The sequence below is a fragment of the Thiomicrorhabdus sp. genome (assembly GCF_041583835.1).
In the GTDB taxonomy this organism is placed as follows: Bacteria; Pseudomonadota; Gammaproteobacteria; order Thiomicrospirales; family Thiomicrospiraceae; genus Thiomicrorhabdus.
This window is the reverse complement of sequence record NZ_JBFHFC010000019.1, coordinates 13,729-31,081: the sequence shown is the minus strand read 5'-3', so window position 1 is coordinate 31,081 and position 17,353 is coordinate 13,729. Positions and strand designations below refer to the sequence as shown.

Here is a 17,353-nt window from a genome sequence, read left to right as displayed (position 1 = left end):
ATATATAACCCTATGTATCAATATATGATTTTCTATCATTACGGACGATTTCAATGAGCACTGAAACGACAGACATCCCCTTGAACAAGGCCACCGAAAGACGGCCCAACAAGGCCGAAAGCCTGCTTGGACAAATGATTCATTTCTTCGAATTCGTGGGGCTGACGGTCATTGCGCTCGCGACCATCTACGCCGGTGCCCAGGAAGTAATGTCCATGATCAATCATGCCCAAGTCACTTTGGGCGATCTATTACTACTCTTCCTTTATCTGGAAGTGCTCGCCATGATTGCGATCTATCTGGATTCCGGTAAGCTGCCGATTCGTTTTCCGCTTTATATCGCCATCGTCGCTCTGGCGCGTTACCTGATTCTGGAACTTAAAGGCTTGTCTGAATGGCAAATGATTGCCATTGGCGTAACCATCACCTTGATTACGATTGCGACCTTGATACTACGCTACGGACACATTAAATACCCTTACGACAATACTCGCGCTGCCGCTCAACGTCGTCCGAAAGATTGAACCGAATTAATACGTTAGGAAAGCATTTATGCACCCATTATATGAGTCAAATCTAACCAGCCTCCCTTTAATCAACAAAGGTAAGGTTCGCGACATCTATGATATCGATGACAAACATCTGTTAATTGTTACCACAGACAGAATTTCCGCATTTGACTGCGTACTGCCGACCCCGATTCCGGGCAAAGGCCGTATCCTGACGGAAACGGCGCAATTTTGGATGAAAAAAACCGCAGACATCATTCCTAACCAATTGGTTACCGATATCAGCCTGGCGGATTACCTGACCCCAGAAGAACTCAAGCAACTGGACGGCCGAGGAATGGTGGTGCGTAAGCTAAAACCATTGCCGGTTGAAGCCATCGTTCGTGGCTACTTGGTCGGTTCCGGCTGGAAAGAATACAAGAAAAGCCAAAGCGTTTGCGGCATCCCGTTGGAAGCCGGTCTTAAAAAAGCACAGCAACTACCGCAACCGCTCTTTACTCCATCGACTAAAGCGGCAGTGGGCGACCATGACGAGAACATCAGCTTTGAACAGCTGGTCGAAATCATGGGACAAGAAAAATCGGAAAAAGTCCGTGACTTCAGTCTCCAGCTGTACAAGTTCGCCGCCGAGTTCGCCTTGGAACGCGGCATCATCATCGCCGACACCAAATTTGAGTTCGGCGAAGATGAGAACGGCACGATTCACCTGATTGACGAAGCCCTTACACCGGACAGTTCACGCTTCTGGCCGGCCTCTCAGTATCAGGTTGGCAAAAACCCGGAAAGCTTCGACAAACAATTCATTCGAGACTATCTTGAATCGCTTGATTGGGATAAAAAAGCACCGGCACCGGAACTGCCTGAAGAGATCGTGCTTAAGACGTTAGAAAAGTATCAGGAAGCCCAAGCTCGTTTAACCGAGAATATGTAACGCCCATGAAAAGCCGCCTTGCAACACTCGAAAGACTTGTCCGGAGTCTACGATGAAGGCCGGCTTTTTCGTGACCGGCACCGATACGGATGTCGGCAAAACCTACGCCAGCGGCTGTATCGGTCATACGTTAATTCAACAAGGCATTGATGTCAGCCCGCGCAAACCGATCGCTTCCGGATGCATTCCCCAGGCGGACAATTCTTTATACTGTGAAGACGCGGTCTTTCTGAAACAGGCCTGCGAGTCCGAAGAACCCATCGAACGAATCTGCCCTAATCAATTCATACCGCCGATTTCACCGCAGCGCGCTTTGCAGCAGGCCGGCATCACGCTTACCTCAAAAGATCTGGCTAAAGCCTGCGAAGTTGATCCAGGAAAATTTGCACTGGTAGAGGGGGCTGGAGGATTCTATTCGCCGCTTTCCAGCGACGGCTTGAATGTTGACCTGGCAAAGCTATTACAATTACCGGTCATTCTGGTGGTTGGTAATCGTCTGGGGTGCATTAATCATGCTTTATTGACGATTGAAGCCATTGAACACGCCGGGCTGCCGCTTCACAGCGTGATCGTCAACGACATCGCTCCTCAAGCGGACTTGGCTAATTTCAAAGATCTGAAACATTATCTTTCCGAAAAGAACATTGGCTGTCACCACCTAGCCTTCAATCCTTTAAAACAAACCGCGTTACTCCCCGACCTCCGCGTCTGACTCCGATTTCTTTCTGCTCTCCTGCCTTTCGCGCCACATCGAAAAAAACCTAAAAGCCAACAAAGTCATAAACACGCCAAGCAAAAAGAAAAATAACAAGACAGGCCAAATCTCGTAAACAATCCCCCAGCCCTGAGCAATGACAACCGACTGATCAAGCACCTTTTCCGCCAACTGATAATCAATCAATAATGCATCGGAGTAATACAATAAAACCAACAAGATTCCGAGAATCACAATACACATGCAAAAACCACCAACCCAAATATAAGAAGTTAACACAAAGAAATCACCACAGTCACTTTGCGTGACAGCGGCCAGCCTTGACCAATACCGACAAATTATCGTGTATCGGTCATCGCCAACAATTTATTAATATCGACGCTATGAAGAAAATTTAAAAAGGCCTCGGCAGCAGGCGTCTTCGACTTACTGGTTAATTTTGCAACATACCAATGGCGGGTAATCGGGAAACCTTGCACATCCAAAACATCCATATGTCTATAGCGCGTTTCCAAACGTATGGCCTGCTTGGGCAAAACCGAAATACCCAAACCGGCCATGACCGCCTGTTTGATACTTTCCGTACTGCCCAGCTCCATATAAGGTTCGATTTCAATACCGTTTTCTGCAAAACGATCCTGCACCGAATCGCGTATCCCGGAACCTTTCTCACGCATTAAAAAACGCTCGTTTGCCAACGCCTTAATCGGAATATTCTTTTCTTTCGACAACGGATGTTTAGGCGGCGCCGCAACCACCAGTTCGTTTTCGAAAAACGGAAAGGCTTCCATCTTAAGGTCTTCGGGAACACGTCCCATAATAGACAGGTCGTATTGATTCTGTTTAATTTCATCCAAAATACGGCGTCGATTGATGACCGTAATCAAGGGTTTCACATCCGGATAACGGTTAAGAAACGCTTTAAGAATATAAGGCATGAAATATTTTGCAGGGGTTACGACCGCAATTCTTAACTCTCCATCGACTCTCTCCTGACCGGATTTTATGTCGACATTGAGCTCTTTTAACTCCTCCAAAATCTTCTGACAACTCTTAAACATGCGTTCACCGGCTTGAGTCAAGAAGAGTTTTTTACCAACAACCTCTATTAATTTCACGTCATTATTCTCTTCCAAGCGCTTAACTTGGATCGAAACCGCAGGTTGGGAAAGATTCAATTCTTCCGCCGCTTTGGTATAACTCAAAAGCCGCCCAACCGCTTCAAATATGCGGATTTGCTGGGATGTAATGTGCAGCTTATGCATAACTTTTTCTTCCTTACGATTGCCTAAATTCTGAACAAAACCACATTTTGTATAAACAAATGTATATAAACAGTATAACCAACGTTGTCTTGTTAACCATGCAAATTATTCACTAAGATACACCCCAATGAAACCGCACAGTGTTTGAAATTAAATTTTCGAACCAAGGTTTTTCAGAAACTCTTTACTTAATATCCTTCAAAATGAAAAGAGGTAAAAACATGGCTAAGACTTACAATGCCGGTGTTAAAGAATACCGCGAAACATATTGGATGCCAGATTACGAGCCAAAAGACTCAGATTTTCTAGCATGTTTTAAAGTTACTCCACAGCCAGGAGTTCCACGTGAAGAAATCGCTGCTGCGGTAGCTGCAGAATCTTCAACTGGTACCTGGACAACAGTATGGACTGACTTGTTAACTGACCTTGACTACTACAAAGGTCGTGCTTACAGAATCGAAGACGTTCCTGGTGACGACTCTTGTTTCTACGCGTTCATCGCATACCCGATCGACCTTTTCGAAGAAGGTTCAGTTGTATCCGTTATGACTTCTTTGGTTGGTAACGTATTCGGATTTAAAGCACTACGTGCTTGTCGTCTTGAAGATATCCGTTTCCCGCTAGCTTACGTTATGACTTGTGGTGGACCTCCACACGGTATCCAAGTTGAGCGTGACAAGATGGATAAGTACGGTCGTCCTATGTTGGGTTGTACTATCAAGCCTAAGCTTGGTCTATCTGCTAAGAACTACGGTCGTGCAGTATATGAGTGTCTTCGTGGTGGTCTTGACTTCACTAAGGATGATGAAAACGTAACTTCTCAGCCATTCATGCGCTGGAGAGACCGTTTCCTATTCTGTCAGGATGCAATCGAAAAAGCACAAGCAGAAACGGGTGAGCGTAAAGGTCACTACTTGAACTGTACTGCTGGTACGCCTGAAGAAATGTACGAGCGTGCTGAGTTCGCTAAAGAGATCGGTACTCCGATCATCATGCACGATTACCTAACTGGTGGTTTCACTGCGAACACCGGTCTTGCTAACTACTGCCGTAAGAACGGTCTGTTGTTGCACATCCACCGCGCGATGCACGGTGTAATCGACCGTAACCCACACCACGGTATCCACTTCCGCGTATTGACGAAAGCACTTCGTCTATCCGGTGGTGACCACCTACACTCTGGTACGGTTGTTGGTAAGTTGGAAGGTGACCGTGAAGCGACTCTAGGTTGGATCGACATCATGCGCGACAGCTTCATCCCTGAAGACCGTTCACGCGGAATCATGTTCGACCAAGACTTCGGTGCGATGCCTGGTGTTATGCCGGTTGCTTCTGGTGGTATCCACGTATGGCACATGCCTGCACTTGTTACTATCTTCGGTGATGACTCTGTTCTTCAGTTCGGTGGTGGTACGCTAGGTCACCCATGGGGTAACGCTGCTGGTGCGGCTGCAAACCGTGTTGCTCTTGAAGCGTGTGTACAAGCACGTAACGAAGGTCGCGAAGTTGAGAAAGAAGGTAAGGACATCCTTACTAACGCTGCTAAATCTAGCCCAGAACTTAAGATCGCAATGGAAACTTGGAAAGAAATCAAGTTCGAATTCGACACAGTTGACAAGCTTGATGTTAAGCATAAGTAATTGATGAAATTAGGAGAATATAATAATGAGTATTCAAGATTACCCATCTCGTCTTTCAGATCCACAATCTCGCAAGGCTGAGACGTTCTCTTACCTTCCGAAGATGGACGCTGATCAGATCAAAGCACAGGTTCAATACATCATTGATAAAGGATGGAACCCTGCGATCGAACATTCTGAACCAGAGAACGCTTTCTCTTACTACTGGTATATGTGGAAGCTTCCAATGTTCGGTGAAACTGATGCAGACGCAGTTCTTACTGAAGTAAACAACTGTATCGCAGCTAACCCAAACAACCACGTTCGTTTGATTGGTTACGATAACTTTGCACAGTCTCAAGGTGCAAACATGCTTATCAAGCGTGGTGATATGTAAGAGCTGAGTTCGGCTCGAGGTGATTCCTTGGCCCTTGATTTGACCGTAACCGGTCAAATCAAGTTGGAATGACCTTAAACGAATCAGGCTGGAAAAGTAATTTTCCAGCCGACCCAAATTCCGAGAATCCCCGTACTCTGATGTGAGGCGGGGATTTTTAACCTGGTTTACTGAATCGGTTCTTACCTCTCGATTTAGTGACGCGGTCAGTCGGCCCCGAAACCGACTGACCTTTTATCTTCTTTAGATTTGTTCACTTCTAACCTAAGTGGCCAAATCTAAAGGTTTTAAATTCCTTTTGAATATGAGCTGTTAACGGAGAAACGATCATGTCAGAAATCAACGCTATAGACCCATCACAATACATCATTAAAGAAGAACCTTTTTATCAGCCGGTTGCTGATGAAGTAGAACTGTTTGAGTCCGGTTATCAATCTCGCATGCCGATCATGCTAAAAGGTCCGACCGGATGTGGTAAGTCTCGTTTCGTAGAGTACATGGCGCATAAGCTAGGTAAGCCTCTGATCACCGTAGCGTGTAACGAAGATATGACTGCATCCGATTTGGTCGGACGTTACCTGATCGACATCAACGGTACGCGCTGGCAGGACGGCCCTTTGACCGTTGCGGCGCGTATCGGTGCGATCTGTTATCTGGATGAGGTGGTTGAAGCACGTCAAGATACCACGGTTGTTATCCACCCGTTAACTGACCACCGTCGCGTTCTGCCCTTGGATAAGAAAGGTGAATTGGTTGAAGCTCACCCTGACTTCCAGTTGGTTATTTCTTACAACCCGGGTTATCAGTCAATGATGAAAGATTTGAAACAATCGACCAAGCAACGTTTTGGTGGTTTCAAGTTTGACTACCCTGCGGAAGAAATCGAAGCGGAAATCGTTTCTAAAGAAGCGGGTATCGATAAAGCGACGGCCGAAAAACTGGTTCAAGTTGCACAGCGTTCACGTAACTTGAAAGGTCACGGTTTGGACGAAGGGATTTCTACCCGTCTATTGGTCTATGCAGGACAGTTGATCAACAAAGGCGTACCGGCGAAGAAAGCTTGTACGATGGCATTGATCACTCCTTTAACCGACGACGACGACATCCTAGACACCTTACTCACCACGGTCGATACATTTTTTGAATAAGCAGCCTGGCCCGGTGAGTTCTGCCGGGACCCGACCAATATAAAAATGTATAGGATAATGTTATGAGTTTTGATCTACAAGAAATCAGGGCATCATTGATAAAAAGCGTTCCTCAGCTTGAGGATATGTTTGACTCACTGATCCAGGAGGCTTCTCATTCCATGAATGAAGCCTCTCGCGAAACATGGCTGGAAAATGCCAATGCCATTGCATACCTGGGCAAAGGTCAAAATGTGGTCGTGAGCTATCTTGAATCGATTCCGCAGGTTATCGCCTTAATCGACGATGATATTCTGGATGACATTCATGAAAACGTCATGAAGCTCTCTTCGGTGACTTCAGGGGATGTTGTTGCTTTGGTTTTGGATTCATTGCCGACCGTAGCGGATAAAACTCGCGACATTGATTTGATGCGCCAATATTTGGCATTGATCTATCAGATCGGCTCCAAGACCCCTCGCGGAATGCGTCCTATGTTGGCCAACATGGATTACATGATGTCCAAGCTGACCGTTTCCGGTCTTAGACGCTGGGCCCAATGGGGTGCGCAGGCACACGCCCGTGACTTTGCGGTACAAATTAAATACTTCGGTCTGGAATCAGAAGATTCCAAGGCCGTATTCCAACAGCAGCGTAAAGGTTCTTTGTTTATCGATTACCATCGACCAATCAACTTTTACCTTCGCGCTTTCTGGGCACGTGATTTCTTCATTCGTCCGGCTGCGGCCGACTTTGAAGACTTCAAGCCGTATTTCGAGAATCTGGCGATGCACCTACCGGATGCATTGAACGATTTGGGCGAAAACGTAAAAGGGGCGGAACTTTACCGTGCGATGGCGGCTCACATGGCTTCCCACCTTGCTTATACCAAGGCGGCCATTTCAATGGAACAGCTGACACCTCAGCAAATGTTCTTTATTGAAATCATGGAAGACGCGCGTATTGAATACAATGCGGTTAAAAACTTCCCAGGGTTGAAGAACCTGTGGATGAAGGTCATTCGCGCCAGTCAGGAAGCTACCAATCTGTCCGAAAAAACCACTGCGTATCGTTTAGAACAACTGATGATCAAGCTTTTGGACAAGGACTTTGAACTTCAAGACGATCAAATGAACTTTATTGCCGATCGTTTCTATGAAGAAATCGAAGACAACCTGGACAATGAACAATGGTCTTGGACAATGGGAATTCTCCTGTTTAACACCATGAACATTGCAACCAATAAATGGGTTTCCTTAACAGAGCTTCGTCGACAGCGCATCGGATACCGAGATGACAACCGTTTGATTTGGGCATCTGATGAATGGGCAGATATGGAAGCCGGCTCGACGGGATACAAAGAGACCGTTCGTAAACACGTATCGGTTATGGAAATGATCAACGAACTCGATTCCGAGCTGGTTGACGTCGACCACGATGAAGTCTGGGTACTGGGTTCCGAATTGTACCCTTATGAGGACAACGGTGTTTCCTACAATGAGATGGAAGGGATCGAACCGATTTCCGATCCGTTCCACTATCACGAGTGGGACTACCGAGTACAGTTGAACCGTCCGAGTTGGGTAACGCTTTATGAACACCGTGCAAAGAAAGGTGATCCTGAACTGTATAACAGTATTTTGGATGCCAATAAGGGTATCGCCCACCGCATCAAACAAATCGTCGACAAGTTACAGGCTGTTGGTCTGCAACGTATCCGCCGAATTGAAGACGGTGACGAGCTGGATCTGAACGCCTGCGTTGAAGCCATTACTTCCTTGAGAATGGGGCAGGAACCGGATCCGCGCATCACGATGAAAAACGTTATCCGTTCGCGAGAGGTATCGGTAGTGATTCTACTGGATCTGTCCGAGTCGACTAACGAATTCGTAACCGGGGAAGACAAGACGATCCTGCAGGTGACTCAGGAAGCTGCGATTCTGGTATCTCACGCCATCAACGGTATCGGTGACCAGTTTGCAGTCCACGGCTTCTCGTCCGACGGACGTCACGACGTGCAGTACACTCGCTTCAAACAGTTCGATGAACCGTTTGACGCTGAAGTGCATGCTAAATTGGCGGGGATGAAAGGTGGTTTGTCTACACGTATGGGTGCGGCAATGCGTCACGCAGGAGCCTATCTGGATAGACAGGCCAGCAAGCAGAAGTTGCTGCTTGTCATCACCGATGGTGAACCGGCGGATATTGACGAACAAGACAGCCAGTACTTGAAACAGGATGCCAAGAAAGCGGTCGAAGAACTGCAAACCAAAGGTATCTACTCATACTGTTTGACGATCGACCAATTTGCCGACAAATACGTGCAGAACATCTTCGGTCAGAACCGTTATGCGATTGTGGACAACGTCATGCGCCTACCTGAGAAACTGCCGTCGCTGTTTGCAAACTTGACGACATAACATTCGTTGACGTTGTCATCGCAGTCGGTTTAAATGGGCCTTAGTCAGTTTACTGTCTAAGGCTCTTTTTTATCCGCACGAAAATTTATCCTTGTCGTACTATCGTTAAAATTAGGAATAACATAATGAACGCAGAACAATTCAAACAAGCATTAAATGACTATTCTGATGAGAACTATCAAGCCATTCTAAACGGTGCTTCAATGGTTGTATTCCAAGATGAGGACTTAACCGTTGGTAAATCCGAAGACGCCTATGTGATCTTTGAATTAGGCGACGAATCCTTTGATTCCATTTCCGAACTCAAGGCCTCTTTAATCGAAAGAGCCGAGGATTTAATTCAAGAATATTACCAATACAATCCGTTAAGCAAAGTGGCATTTGACCGAGCTTTAACCGCACTGATCGCCGAACACGGCAATGAAGCATTCGTTGCCATGCCAGGCAAAGAAGCTGAATTGAAAATATTTGTCGACAACGACCAAGTCATCAGCGAAGGTCCTGAGAGCCCACGTTTCAAATACGGCATTGAATTACACTTGGAAGATAAAATGCCGCCTCTGGCGATTTCGAACAAGGTGAAGAACTGGATTCAATCCGGCAGTGCTTATGGCGACTATATCAGCGTCAATGTTTGCCGTTTCAGCAGCATGGACATGGAGAACATGGACCCAAGTGAATATATCTAAATGATCGGCATAACGAGAGCGTAGTTCCGTCTTAACCCAACAGACTAAACACGCCACCTCGCCTTTTTCTTAGGTAAAAAAAAGCCCGCATAAAGCGGGCTTTTTAGTCTCTAAATAAAACTGTCTATTAACGTACAGTTTGATCTAGTGAACCAGCTGCATAGCGAGCTTGCATTTCTTCAAGACCAACAGATTTGATCTTAGAAGCGTGACCGGCACAACCGAATGCTTCGAAACGCGCTTTACAGATTTCCATCATCGCGTTTTCTGCCGCGTTGTAGAACTTACGAGGGTCGAAGTTAGCTGGGTTGTCATGCAAGTGCTTACGGATCGCACCAGTAGACGCCATACGTAGGTCAGTATCGATGTTTACTTTACGAACACCGTACTTGATACCTTCAACGATTGCTTCAACAGGAACACCGTAAGTTTGACCCATATCACCACCGTAGTTGTTGATGATTTCTAGCCACTCTTCAGGAACAGAAGAAGAACCGTGCATTACAAGGTGAGTAGTAGGGATACGCTCATGGATCTTTTTGATCTGGTCGATCTTAAGAACGTCGTCAGAAGGCTTAGAAGTAAACTTGTAAGCACCGTGAGAAGTACCTACTGCAACCGCCAAACAGTCAACGTTAGTATCTTTAACGAACTGAGCTGCTTCTTCAGGATCAGTCAACAATGAAGAGTGATCTAGAACGTCATCAGAACCGTGACCGTCTTCTTCACCCATCTTACCAGTCTCAAGAGAACCTAGACATCCAAGCTCACCTTCAACAGAAACACCACCAGCGTGTGCAATCTTAACTACTTCAGCAGTGATACCGGCGTTGTACTCGTAAGAAGCAGGTGTTTTCATATCCGCTTCTAGAGAACCGTCCATCATGACAGAAGTAAAACCAGACTGGATAGCACGCAAACATACGCCTACATCTGAACCGTGATCTTGGTGCATTACAACTGGAACGTTAGGGAACATTTCAACCGCTGCTGCGATCATGTGACGCAACATTGGCTCACCAGCGTACTTACGTGCACCAGCAGAACCCTGAAGGATTACTGGAGAATCACAAGCTTCAGCCGCACGCATGATCGCACGAACCTGTTCCATGTTGTTTACGTTAAACGCAGGCATACCGAAGTTGTTTTCTGCTGCGTAGTCCATTAATTCACGAAGTGTAATCATCGCCATGTGCGAGACTCCTCTAGTTGGTTTTCAAAAAAATATTTTCGTTATTCTAACAAGCTTTTAAAGGCTGTCCAAATAATAATTCGATCCCTAAATCCTTATAGATTAAGGAACTTTAACGATTTCAAGACGGTTGGTTCCACCCATTAATCCACGTGATTCACCACGGGTCAACAAGACTAGATCGCCTTCTTTAGCAATACCAAATTCTTTAATTCGATTCAGGATCATCGCTTGAATCTCTTCGTCGTTCAAACCTGAATAGTCAATCGAAGAAGGATAGACGCCACGGAACATCGTCACCTTGCGGCGAGTCTCTAAATGCGGAGTTAAAGCAATGATAGGCATCCCGGAACTAATACGCGACATCAACAAAGGCGTATTACCGGATTCCGTCAATGCAGCAATACATTTCACGCCGAAATGGTTTGCAGAATACATCGCAGCCATCGCAATGGTTTCATCGACTGCTGTGAACGACTCATCGATACGGTGTGTCGATTCACGCGTAGAACGTGCTTTTTCAGCTTCGCGACAAATACGACCCATGGTTTCGATAACCAAGCTTGGAGATTTACCGGTTGCCGTTTCACCTGACAACATAACCGCATCGGTTCCGTCCATTACCGCGTTGGCAACGTCGAATACTTCGGCACGAGTCGGGATGGCATTCTCGATCATGGTTTCCATCATCTGGGTCGCCGTGATAGTGACACGGTTCAGCTGACGAGAACGTTTAATCATTTTCTTCTGAAGCGCCGGCAATTGAGCATCACCGACTTCAACACCCAAATCACCACGGGCAATCATGATCACGTCGGAGGCTAAAATAATACCGTCCAAAGTTTCGTCGTCGGCAACCGCTTCCGCACGCTCAACTTTAGAAACGATGCTGCAGTTCAAACCGGCCTGTTGTGCCAATGAACGGCAGTACTCGACGTCTTCTGCAGAACGCGGGAAAGAAAGCGCCAAATAGTCGGCATTCATTTCGGCAGCCGTAATAATGTCTTCTTTATCTTTATCGGTCAAAGCTGCAGCAGATAAGCCACCGCCCTGCAGGTTGATCCCTTTATTGTTTGACAAAGTACCGCCGACAACCACGGTACAGTTAACACGCTCACCTTCAACGTTATCAACTTCAAACACCAAACGGCCGTCATCCAACAATAGCTTATCGCCCTGCTTCACGTCGTAAGGCAGGTTCTTATAAGTCAAACCGACTTCGTGCTGATTACCGTCATTTTTACCGACATTGTTGTCCAATGCGAACTTATCGCCGGTTTCCAAGAAGATTTTATCTTCTGCAAAACGGGCAATACGAATTTTAGGACCTTGAAGGTCAACCAATACACCGACTTCATGATCGTGCTTCTCAGCCAATTCACGAACGGCCTGAGCTCTTGCCTTATGCTCTTCGGCACTACCGTGTGACATATTGATTCGAACAACGTCGACACCCGCCTTGATAATGCGTTCCAATTCGCCTTCGCGATCGGTAGCAGGACCCAAGGTTGCAACAATTTTTGTTCTTCTTAAACCAGATGGCATAATTTCTTTTTACCTTTTCTTGAACTTATCTTGTTTATACATGAAAAGATGTCTCGCAAAATAAACTGTCATCCCGACACCGAAGACAGCCAATTCTTTTGGCTGCTGTGTACAAGAAAGTTTACTTACCGAGGCACCCTTTGGTGAATATCACTTTTTTACAAGTATAAATAAGATGAAACATTAAAATTTAAACTTGTCCGATCGCTTTGGACGACCGGACAAATCGTGAAAAATAAATCGTCAGACTTATTTAGCTGCCGCTTTTTCTAGCATTTCAACAGCTGGTAGTTTTTTACCTTCCAAGAATTCAAGGAAAGCACCACCACCGGTAGAGATATAAGAAACCTTGTCAGCGATGTCGTACTTATCGATCGCAGCCAAAGTATCACCACCACCCGCGATTGAGAATGCAGAAGATTCAGCGATCGCCATAGAGATTGCTTTCGTACCTTCACCAAACTGGTCGAATTCGAAAACACCAACAGGGCCGTTCCAAACAACCGTACCGGCATTTTTGATGATTTCCGCCAATTCAGCGGCAGAATCAGGACCGATATCGAAAATCATATCATCGTCAGCTACATCGGCAACGTTCTTAGTTTCCGCAGCAGCGGTTTCAGAGAATTCTTTACCGCAAACAACGTCTGAAGCCAAAGGAATCGCCGCTCCGCGACCTTCCATGATTTCGTTCAACTTCTTACAGGTTGGAACCAAGTCGCTTTCAGATAGAGACTTACCAACATTGTAACCAGCCGCTTCGATGAAAGTATTCGCGATACCGCCACCAACTACCAACTGATCTACTTTCTCAGATAGAGATTCAAGCACGGTCAACTTAGTTGAAACTTTAGAACCACCAACGATTGCTACCATTGGGCGCGCAGGATTGTTCAGTGCTTTACCTAGCGCATCCAATTCAGCCGCTAGAAGAGGACCCGCACACGCTGTATCAGCGAATGCACCTGCACCGTGAGTAGAAGCCTGTGCACGGTGAGCGGTACCGAAAGCGTCCATTACGTAAACGTCGCAAAGTGCTGCGTACTGCTTAGATAGGTCTTCAGCGTTTTTCTTCTCACCAACGTTGAAACGAACGTTTTCAAGAAGAACAACTTCGCCTTCGGCGATATCGAAGTTACCATCTAGATAGTCTTTAACAAGACGTACTTCTTTACCCAATTTAGCAGACAAATCAGCCGCTACAGGAGCCAAAGAGAACTCTTCTTCATATTCACCTTCAGTAGGACGACCAAGGTGAGACATAAGCATGACTTTCGCCCCTGCTTCCGCCGCCATTTTGATCGTAGGAAGTGAAGCGCGGATACGCGCATCAGAAGTTACTTTACCGTCTTTAACTGGAACGTTTAAATCTTCACGAATTAATACGCGCTTACCAGCTAGGTCTAGATCAGACATCTTAATAACAGACATAATAAGTCCTCTTTTATGGTTTAAAAGCCGCTCCCAAGAATCGGAAGGGCATTAGATTTAAAGTAATTAAATTTGCTTTTCGATACTCATAACGCGAACGGTTACAAATACAGATAAGGAAATTTAATTCCGAAAGCATGGTAGCCACACTTTCGAAACAAAATAAATTTGGATTCGTCCAGTAGCGGATCGAGTTCTAGGAGGATTGAAGGAGTGTATATTTAATACACGACTGAAATCCGACAACGAAATCGTCCGCTAATGGAATGAAGCCAGAATTATTTTCCGACGTGCTCTACAACGCGCATCATGTTACAAGTGTAACCGTACTCGTTGTCGTACCAAGCAACTACTTTAACGAAAGTAGGATCTAGAGCGATACCTGCATTTGCGTCGAAGATAGATGGGTGAGAATCACCACGGAAATCAGTAGAAACGTTCGCTTCTTCTGTATAACCTAGAACACCAGCCATTTCACCTTCAGAAGCTTTTTTCATTGCTGCACAGATGTCTTCATAAGTTGCTTCTTTTTCTAGCTCAACCGTTAGGTCAACAACAGAAACGTCAGAAGTTGGAACGCGGAAAGCCATACCAGTCAACTTACCGTTAAGAGCAGGAAGTACTTTACCTACCGCTTTAGCCGCACCAGTTGAAGATGGGATGATGTTCTCAAGGATACCACGACCACCGCGCCAGTCTTTCATAGATGGACCGTCAACCGTTTTCTGAGTTGCAGTTGCAGCGTGAACAGTAGTCATCAAACCACGCTTGATACCGAAGTTGTCGTTCAATACTTTAGCAACCGGAGCCAAACCGTTAGTAGTACAAGAAGCGGCAGAAACGATCGCCTGACCTGCGTACTCTTCATGGTTAACACCGTATACGAACATTGGAGTGTGATCCTTAGAAGGTGCTGACTGAACAACTTTCTTAGCACCCGCATCGATGTGCGCTTGACAAGATTCTTCGGTTAGGAAGAAACCAGTACATTCGATAACTAGATCTGCACCAACTTCGTCCCACTTAAGGTCGGCTGGGTTACGCTCTGCTGTAATACGGATTGTTTTACCGTTTACAACCAGGTTTCCGCCTTCAACAGAAACTTCACCGTCAAAACGACCGTGAACGGAATCATACTTAAGCATGTAAGCTAGGTATTCTGGATCTAGAAGATCGTTAATTGCAACTACTTCAATGTTTTTGAAGTCTTTCGCTGCAGCGCGGAAAGCCATACGACCGATACGGCCGAAACCATTAATACCAACTTTAATTGTCATCTTTTTTACTCCTAAAATGACCAGGTCCGCTAAACTTCCGAACCTGGAAAACTAAAATCTATTACTTAGCTAAAACCGCGTTTGCAGTTGCAACAACGTTTTCTACAGTGAAGCCGAACTCTTTGAATAGTTCGCCAGCTGGTGCAGATTCACCAAAAGTCTTCATGCAAACAACGTCGCCTTCTAGACCAACGTACTTGTACCATGACTCGGCAACACCGGCTTCGATCGCTACGCGCTTAACGCCAGGAGTCAATACAGAATCCTTATAAGCTTGATCTTGAGCATCGAACGCACAAGTAGACGGCATAGAAACAACACGAACTTTCGCATCCATCGCTTCAGCCGCTTCTACCGCTAGACCCACTTCAGAACCGGTTGCGATGAAGATGATATCCGCAGTACCTTCGCAATCTTTCAGTACGTAACCACCTTTCTCGATGTTCTTAACCTGCTCGGCAGTACGAGGCATAGGCGTTAGGTTCTGACGCGAGAATACCAATGCAGTCGGAGCATTACCACGCATCATAGCCATCTTCCAAGAAACCGCAGACTCGATCGCATCACAAGCACGCCAAGTTTGGAAGTTAGGGATAACACGCATTGTCGCCAACTGTTCTACAGGCTGGTGAGTAGGACCGTCTTCACCCAAACCGATTGAATCGTGAGTATAAACATAGATCGTTCCGATCTTCATCAATGCAGACATACGTAAAGCGTTACGCATGAATTCCATGAACATGAAGAACGTTGCGCCGTACACTTTGAAACCACCGTGAAGAACCATACCGTTCATCATGTGAGCCATACCGAATTCGCGAACACCCCATGAAATGTAGTTACCGTTTGCGTTATCGTGATTAACCTTAACCGTACCAGACCAGTTAGTCAGGTTAGAACCGGTCAAGTCAGCAGAACCACCGAACATTTCAGGTAGTAAAGGACCCATTGCTTCGATTGCGTTTTGAGACGCTTTACGAGAAGCGATGTTTGGCATTTCTTCTTGCGTGTGCGCAATGAACTTATCCATTTCAACTTCGAAGTTAGCCGGCAACTCACCCGCCATACGACGTTCGAATTCAGCAGCCAATTCTGGGTGCTCAGCACGGTATGCTTCAAAACGGGCATTCCATTCCGCTTCGTCTTTAGCACCTTGTTCTTTGTGATCCCAGCCGGCATAAATGTCATCAGGAACTTCAAACGGCGCATGCGGCCAGTTCAAGAATTCACGCGCTGCTGCAATCTCTTTATCTCCAAGAGGCGCACCGTGGCAATCGTGAGAACCACATAGGTTCGGAGAACCGAAACCGATGATAGTACGAGTACAGATCAAAGTAGGCTTGTCGGTAACCGCTTTCGCTTCTTCAATCGCTTTGTTAACTGCGTCTGCATCGTGACCGTCTACATTACGGATAACGTGCCAGTTGTATGATTCGAAACGACCTGCAACGTCACGCTCCATCCAGTCACCGATGTGACCGTCGATAGAGATATCGTTGTCATCCCAGAATGCGATCAATTTACCTAGACCCAAAGCACCCGCCATTGCGCCTGCTTCGTGAGATAGACCTTCCATCAAACAACCGTCACCCATGAATACATAAGTGTGGTGGTCAACGATGTCGTGACCAGGACGGTTGAACTGAGCTGCCAATGTGCGCTCGGCAATCGCCATACCTACGGCGTTGGTAATACCCTGACCAAGAGGACCAGTGGTTGTTTCGATACCATCTGCATAACCATACTCAGGGTGACCTGCTGTCTTAGCGTGCAATTGACGGAACTGCTTAATGTCTTCGATGCTTAGGTCAAAACCTGTTAGGTGCAACAAAGAATAGATAAGCATAGAACCATGACCGTTAGACAATACGAAACGATCGCGGTCAGCCCAATTTGCATTGGTCGGATTATACTTCATGTGGCTATTCCACAGAACTTCAGCGATATCCGCCATACCCATCGGTGCACCTGGGTGACCAGAATTTGCTTTTTGAACAGCATCCATGCTCAAGGCACGAATTGCATTTGCAAGATCTCTACGAGTTGTCATACAACTTCCTCAACTTTGTAAAAAATTCGGTGTCTGTAGAACGAAAAATGCCCCAAAAGGCACCCTAAAACACATCCAAAATTCGTCCCACAATATAAATTTGGACGATTATTCTCTCCTAAAACTATAAAATCATCAAGTTTTCTTATGTAATTATTAGCCTTAGAAGCCGATTCGGAAATCATC

General features: G+C 46.0%; 15 protein-coding genes. 8 read left to right on the top strand and 7 right to left on the bottom strand.

Features of this window, described 5'->3' with window-relative positions; genetic code table 11:
• The first annotated feature begins 53 nt into the window (after positions 1 to 53).
• Genes ABY044_RS09390 through bioD form a run of 3 tightly spaced genes read left to right on the top strand, consistent with a single transcriptional unit; the run spans position 54 to position 2,152 of the window.
• Entirely contained in the window at positions 54 to 524 is a 471-nt protein-coding gene (locus ABY044_RS09390) for a phosphate-starvation-inducible protein PsiE (protein WP_373020158.1), read from the top strand.
• A gap of 28 nt (positions 525 to 552) precedes the next feature.
• Positions 553 to 1,440 carry a phosphoribosylaminoimidazolesuccinocarboxamide synthase gene (locus tag ABY044_RS09385; protein ID WP_373020157.1) on the top strand — a complete coding sequence of 296 codons (888 nt, stop codon included), beginning with the start codon at positions 553 to 555 and terminating at the stop codon, positions 1,438 to 1,440.
• A gap of 52 nt (positions 1,441 to 1,492) precedes the next feature.
• Entirely contained in the window at positions 1,493 to 2,152 is a 660-nt protein-coding gene (gene bioD, locus ABY044_RS09380; RefSeq protein WP_373020155.1) for a dethiobiotin synthase, read from the top strand.
• Here bioD and ABY044_RS09375 read toward each other — a convergent pair.
• Positions 2,129 to 2,398, bottom strand: coding sequence for a hypothetical protein (locus ABY044_RS09375; protein ID WP_373020153.1), 270 nt, complete (start codon positions 2,396 to 2,398; stop codon positions 2,129 to 2,131). The two genes, bioD and ABY044_RS09375, sit on opposite strands and share 24 nt — an antisense overlap.
• 95 nt (positions 2,399 to 2,493) lie before the next feature.
• Positions 2,494 to 3,420: a LysR family transcriptional regulator gene (locus tag ABY044_RS09370; protein WP_373020151.1), complete on the bottom strand. Its 927-nt coding sequence runs from the start codon at positions 3,418 to 3,420 to the stop codon at positions 2,494 to 2,496.
• A 221-nt stretch (positions 3,421 to 3,641) separates the two neighbouring features.
• Between ABY044_RS09370 and ABY044_RS09365 the strand changes: the two genes are divergently transcribed.
• From ABY044_RS09365 to ABY044_RS09345, 5 genes are all read left to right on the top strand, one after another.
• A complete protein-coding gene (locus tag ABY044_RS09365) occupies positions 3,642 to 5,060 on the top strand; it encodes a form I ribulose bisphosphate carboxylase large subunit (RefSeq protein ID WP_279420572.1) in 1,419 nt (472 codons plus the stop codon).
• 22 nt (positions 5,061 to 5,082) lie between these two features.
• Positions 5,083 to 5,436, top strand: a complete 354-nt coding sequence (locus ABY044_RS09360; protein ID WP_373020185.1) for a ribulose bisphosphate carboxylase small subunit — start codon at positions 5,083 to 5,085, stop codon at positions 5,434 to 5,436.
• Positions 5,437 to 5,765: 329 nt separating this feature from the next.
• Positions 5,766 to 6,584 (top strand): CbbQ/NirQ/NorQ/GpvN family protein, encoded by an 819-nt coding sequence (locus ABY044_RS09355; RefSeq protein ID WP_373020149.1) that lies wholly within the window; start codon positions 5,766 to 5,768, stop codon positions 6,582 to 6,584.
• Between the two features lie 161 nt (positions 6,585 to 6,745).
• Complete coding sequence (locus ABY044_RS09350; protein ID WP_373020147.1) at positions 6,746 to 8,983, top strand: nitric oxide reductase activation protein NorD; 2,238 nt, start codon at positions 6,746 to 6,748, stop codon at positions 8,981 to 8,983.
• Positions 8,984 to 9,108: 125 nt separating this feature from the next.
• A complete protein-coding gene (locus ABY044_RS09345; RefSeq protein ID WP_373020145.1) occupies positions 9,109 to 9,672 on the top strand; it encodes a hypothetical protein in 564 nt (187 codons plus the stop codon).
• Between the two features lie 127 nt (positions 9,673 to 9,799).
• Here ABY044_RS09345 and fba read toward each other — a convergent pair whose 3' ends face one another.
• From fba to tkt, 5 genes are all read right to left on the bottom strand, one after another.
• On the bottom strand, positions 9,800 to 10,864 hold the full coding sequence (fba, locus tag ABY044_RS09340; RefSeq protein ID WP_373020143.1) for a class II fructose-bisphosphate aldolase: 1,065 nt from the start codon (positions 10,862 to 10,864) through the stop codon (positions 9,800 to 9,802).
• 102 nt (positions 10,865 to 10,966) lie between these two features.
• Positions 10,967 to 12,409, bottom strand: a complete 1,443-nt coding sequence (pyk, locus tag ABY044_RS09335; protein WP_373020142.1) for a pyruvate kinase — start codon at positions 12,407 to 12,409, stop codon at positions 10,967 to 10,969.
• 249 nt (positions 12,410 to 12,658) lie between these two features.
• Complete coding sequence (locus ABY044_RS09330) at positions 12,659 to 13,840, bottom strand: phosphoglycerate kinase (protein WP_373020140.1); 1,182 nt, start codon at positions 13,838 to 13,840, stop codon at positions 12,659 to 12,661.
• A 278-nt stretch (positions 13,841 to 14,118) separates the two neighbouring features.
• The gene (gene gap / locus ABY044_RS09325) at positions 14,119 to 15,117 is read right to left on the bottom strand and encodes a type I glyceraldehyde-3-phosphate dehydrogenase (RefSeq protein ID WP_373020138.1); all 999 of its coding nucleotides are present in this window, start codon (positions 15,115 to 15,117) and stop codon (positions 14,119 to 14,121) included.
• A gap of 61 nt (positions 15,118 to 15,178) precedes the next feature.
• Positions 15,179 to 17,167 carry a transketolase gene (gene tkt / locus ABY044_RS09320; RefSeq protein ID WP_373020136.1) on the bottom strand — a complete coding sequence of 663 codons (1,989 nt, stop codon included), beginning with the start codon at positions 17,165 to 17,167 and terminating at the stop codon, positions 15,179 to 15,181.
• Positions 17,168 to 17,353: the final 186 nt, after the last annotated feature.

Excerpts from the sequence above, each read along its gene's own strand:
- ABY044_RS09390 (WP_373020158.1), top strand. The coding sequence starts at position 54 with ATGAGCACTGAAACGACAGACATCCCCTTGAACAAGGCCACCGAAAGA.
- ABY044_RS09385 (WP_373020157.1), top strand. The coding sequence starts at position 553 with ATGCACCCATTATATGAGTCAAATCTAACCAGCCTCCCTTTAATCAAC.
- bioD (WP_373020155.1), top strand. The coding sequence starts at position 1,493 with ATGAAGGCCGGCTTTTTCGTGACCGGCACCGATACGGATGTCGGCAAA.
- ABY044_RS09375 (WP_373020153.1), bottom strand. The coding sequence starts at position 2,398 with ATGTGTATTGTGATTCTCGGAATCTTGTTGGTTTTATTGTATTACTCC.
- ABY044_RS09370 (WP_373020151.1), bottom strand. The coding sequence starts at position 3,420 with ATGCATAAGCTGCACATTACATCCCAGCAAATCCGCATATTTGAAGCG.
- ABY044_RS09365 (WP_279420572.1), top strand. The coding sequence starts at position 3,642 with ATGGCTAAGACTTACAATGCCGGTGTTAAAGAATACCGCGAAACATAT.
- ABY044_RS09355 (WP_373020149.1), top strand. The coding sequence starts at position 5,766 with ATGTCAGAAATCAACGCTATAGACCCATCACAATACATCATTAAAGAA.
- ABY044_RS09350 (WP_373020147.1), top strand. The coding sequence starts at position 6,746 with ATGAATGAAGCCTCTCGCGAAACATGGCTGGAAAATGCCAATGCCATT.
- ABY044_RS09345 (WP_373020145.1), top strand. The coding sequence starts at position 9,109 with ATGAACGCAGAACAATTCAAACAAGCATTAAATGACTATTCTGATGAG.
- fba (WP_373020143.1), bottom strand. The coding sequence starts at position 10,864 with ATGGCGATGATTACACTTCGTGAATTAATGGACTACGCAGCAGAAAAC.
- pyk (WP_373020142.1), bottom strand. The coding sequence starts at position 12,409 with ATGCCATCTGGTTTAAGAAGAACAAAAATTGTTGCAACCTTGGGTCCT.
- ABY044_RS09330 (WP_373020140.1), bottom strand. The coding sequence starts at position 13,840 with ATGTCTGTTATTAAGATGTCTGATCTAGACCTAGCTGGTAAGCGCGTA.
- gap (WP_373020138.1), bottom strand. The coding sequence starts at position 15,117 with ATGACAATTAAAGTTGGTATTAATGGTTTCGGCCGTATCGGTCGTATG.
- tkt (WP_373020136.1), bottom strand. The coding sequence starts at position 17,167 with ATGACAACTCGTAGAGATCTTGCAAATGCAATTCGTGCCTTGAGCATG.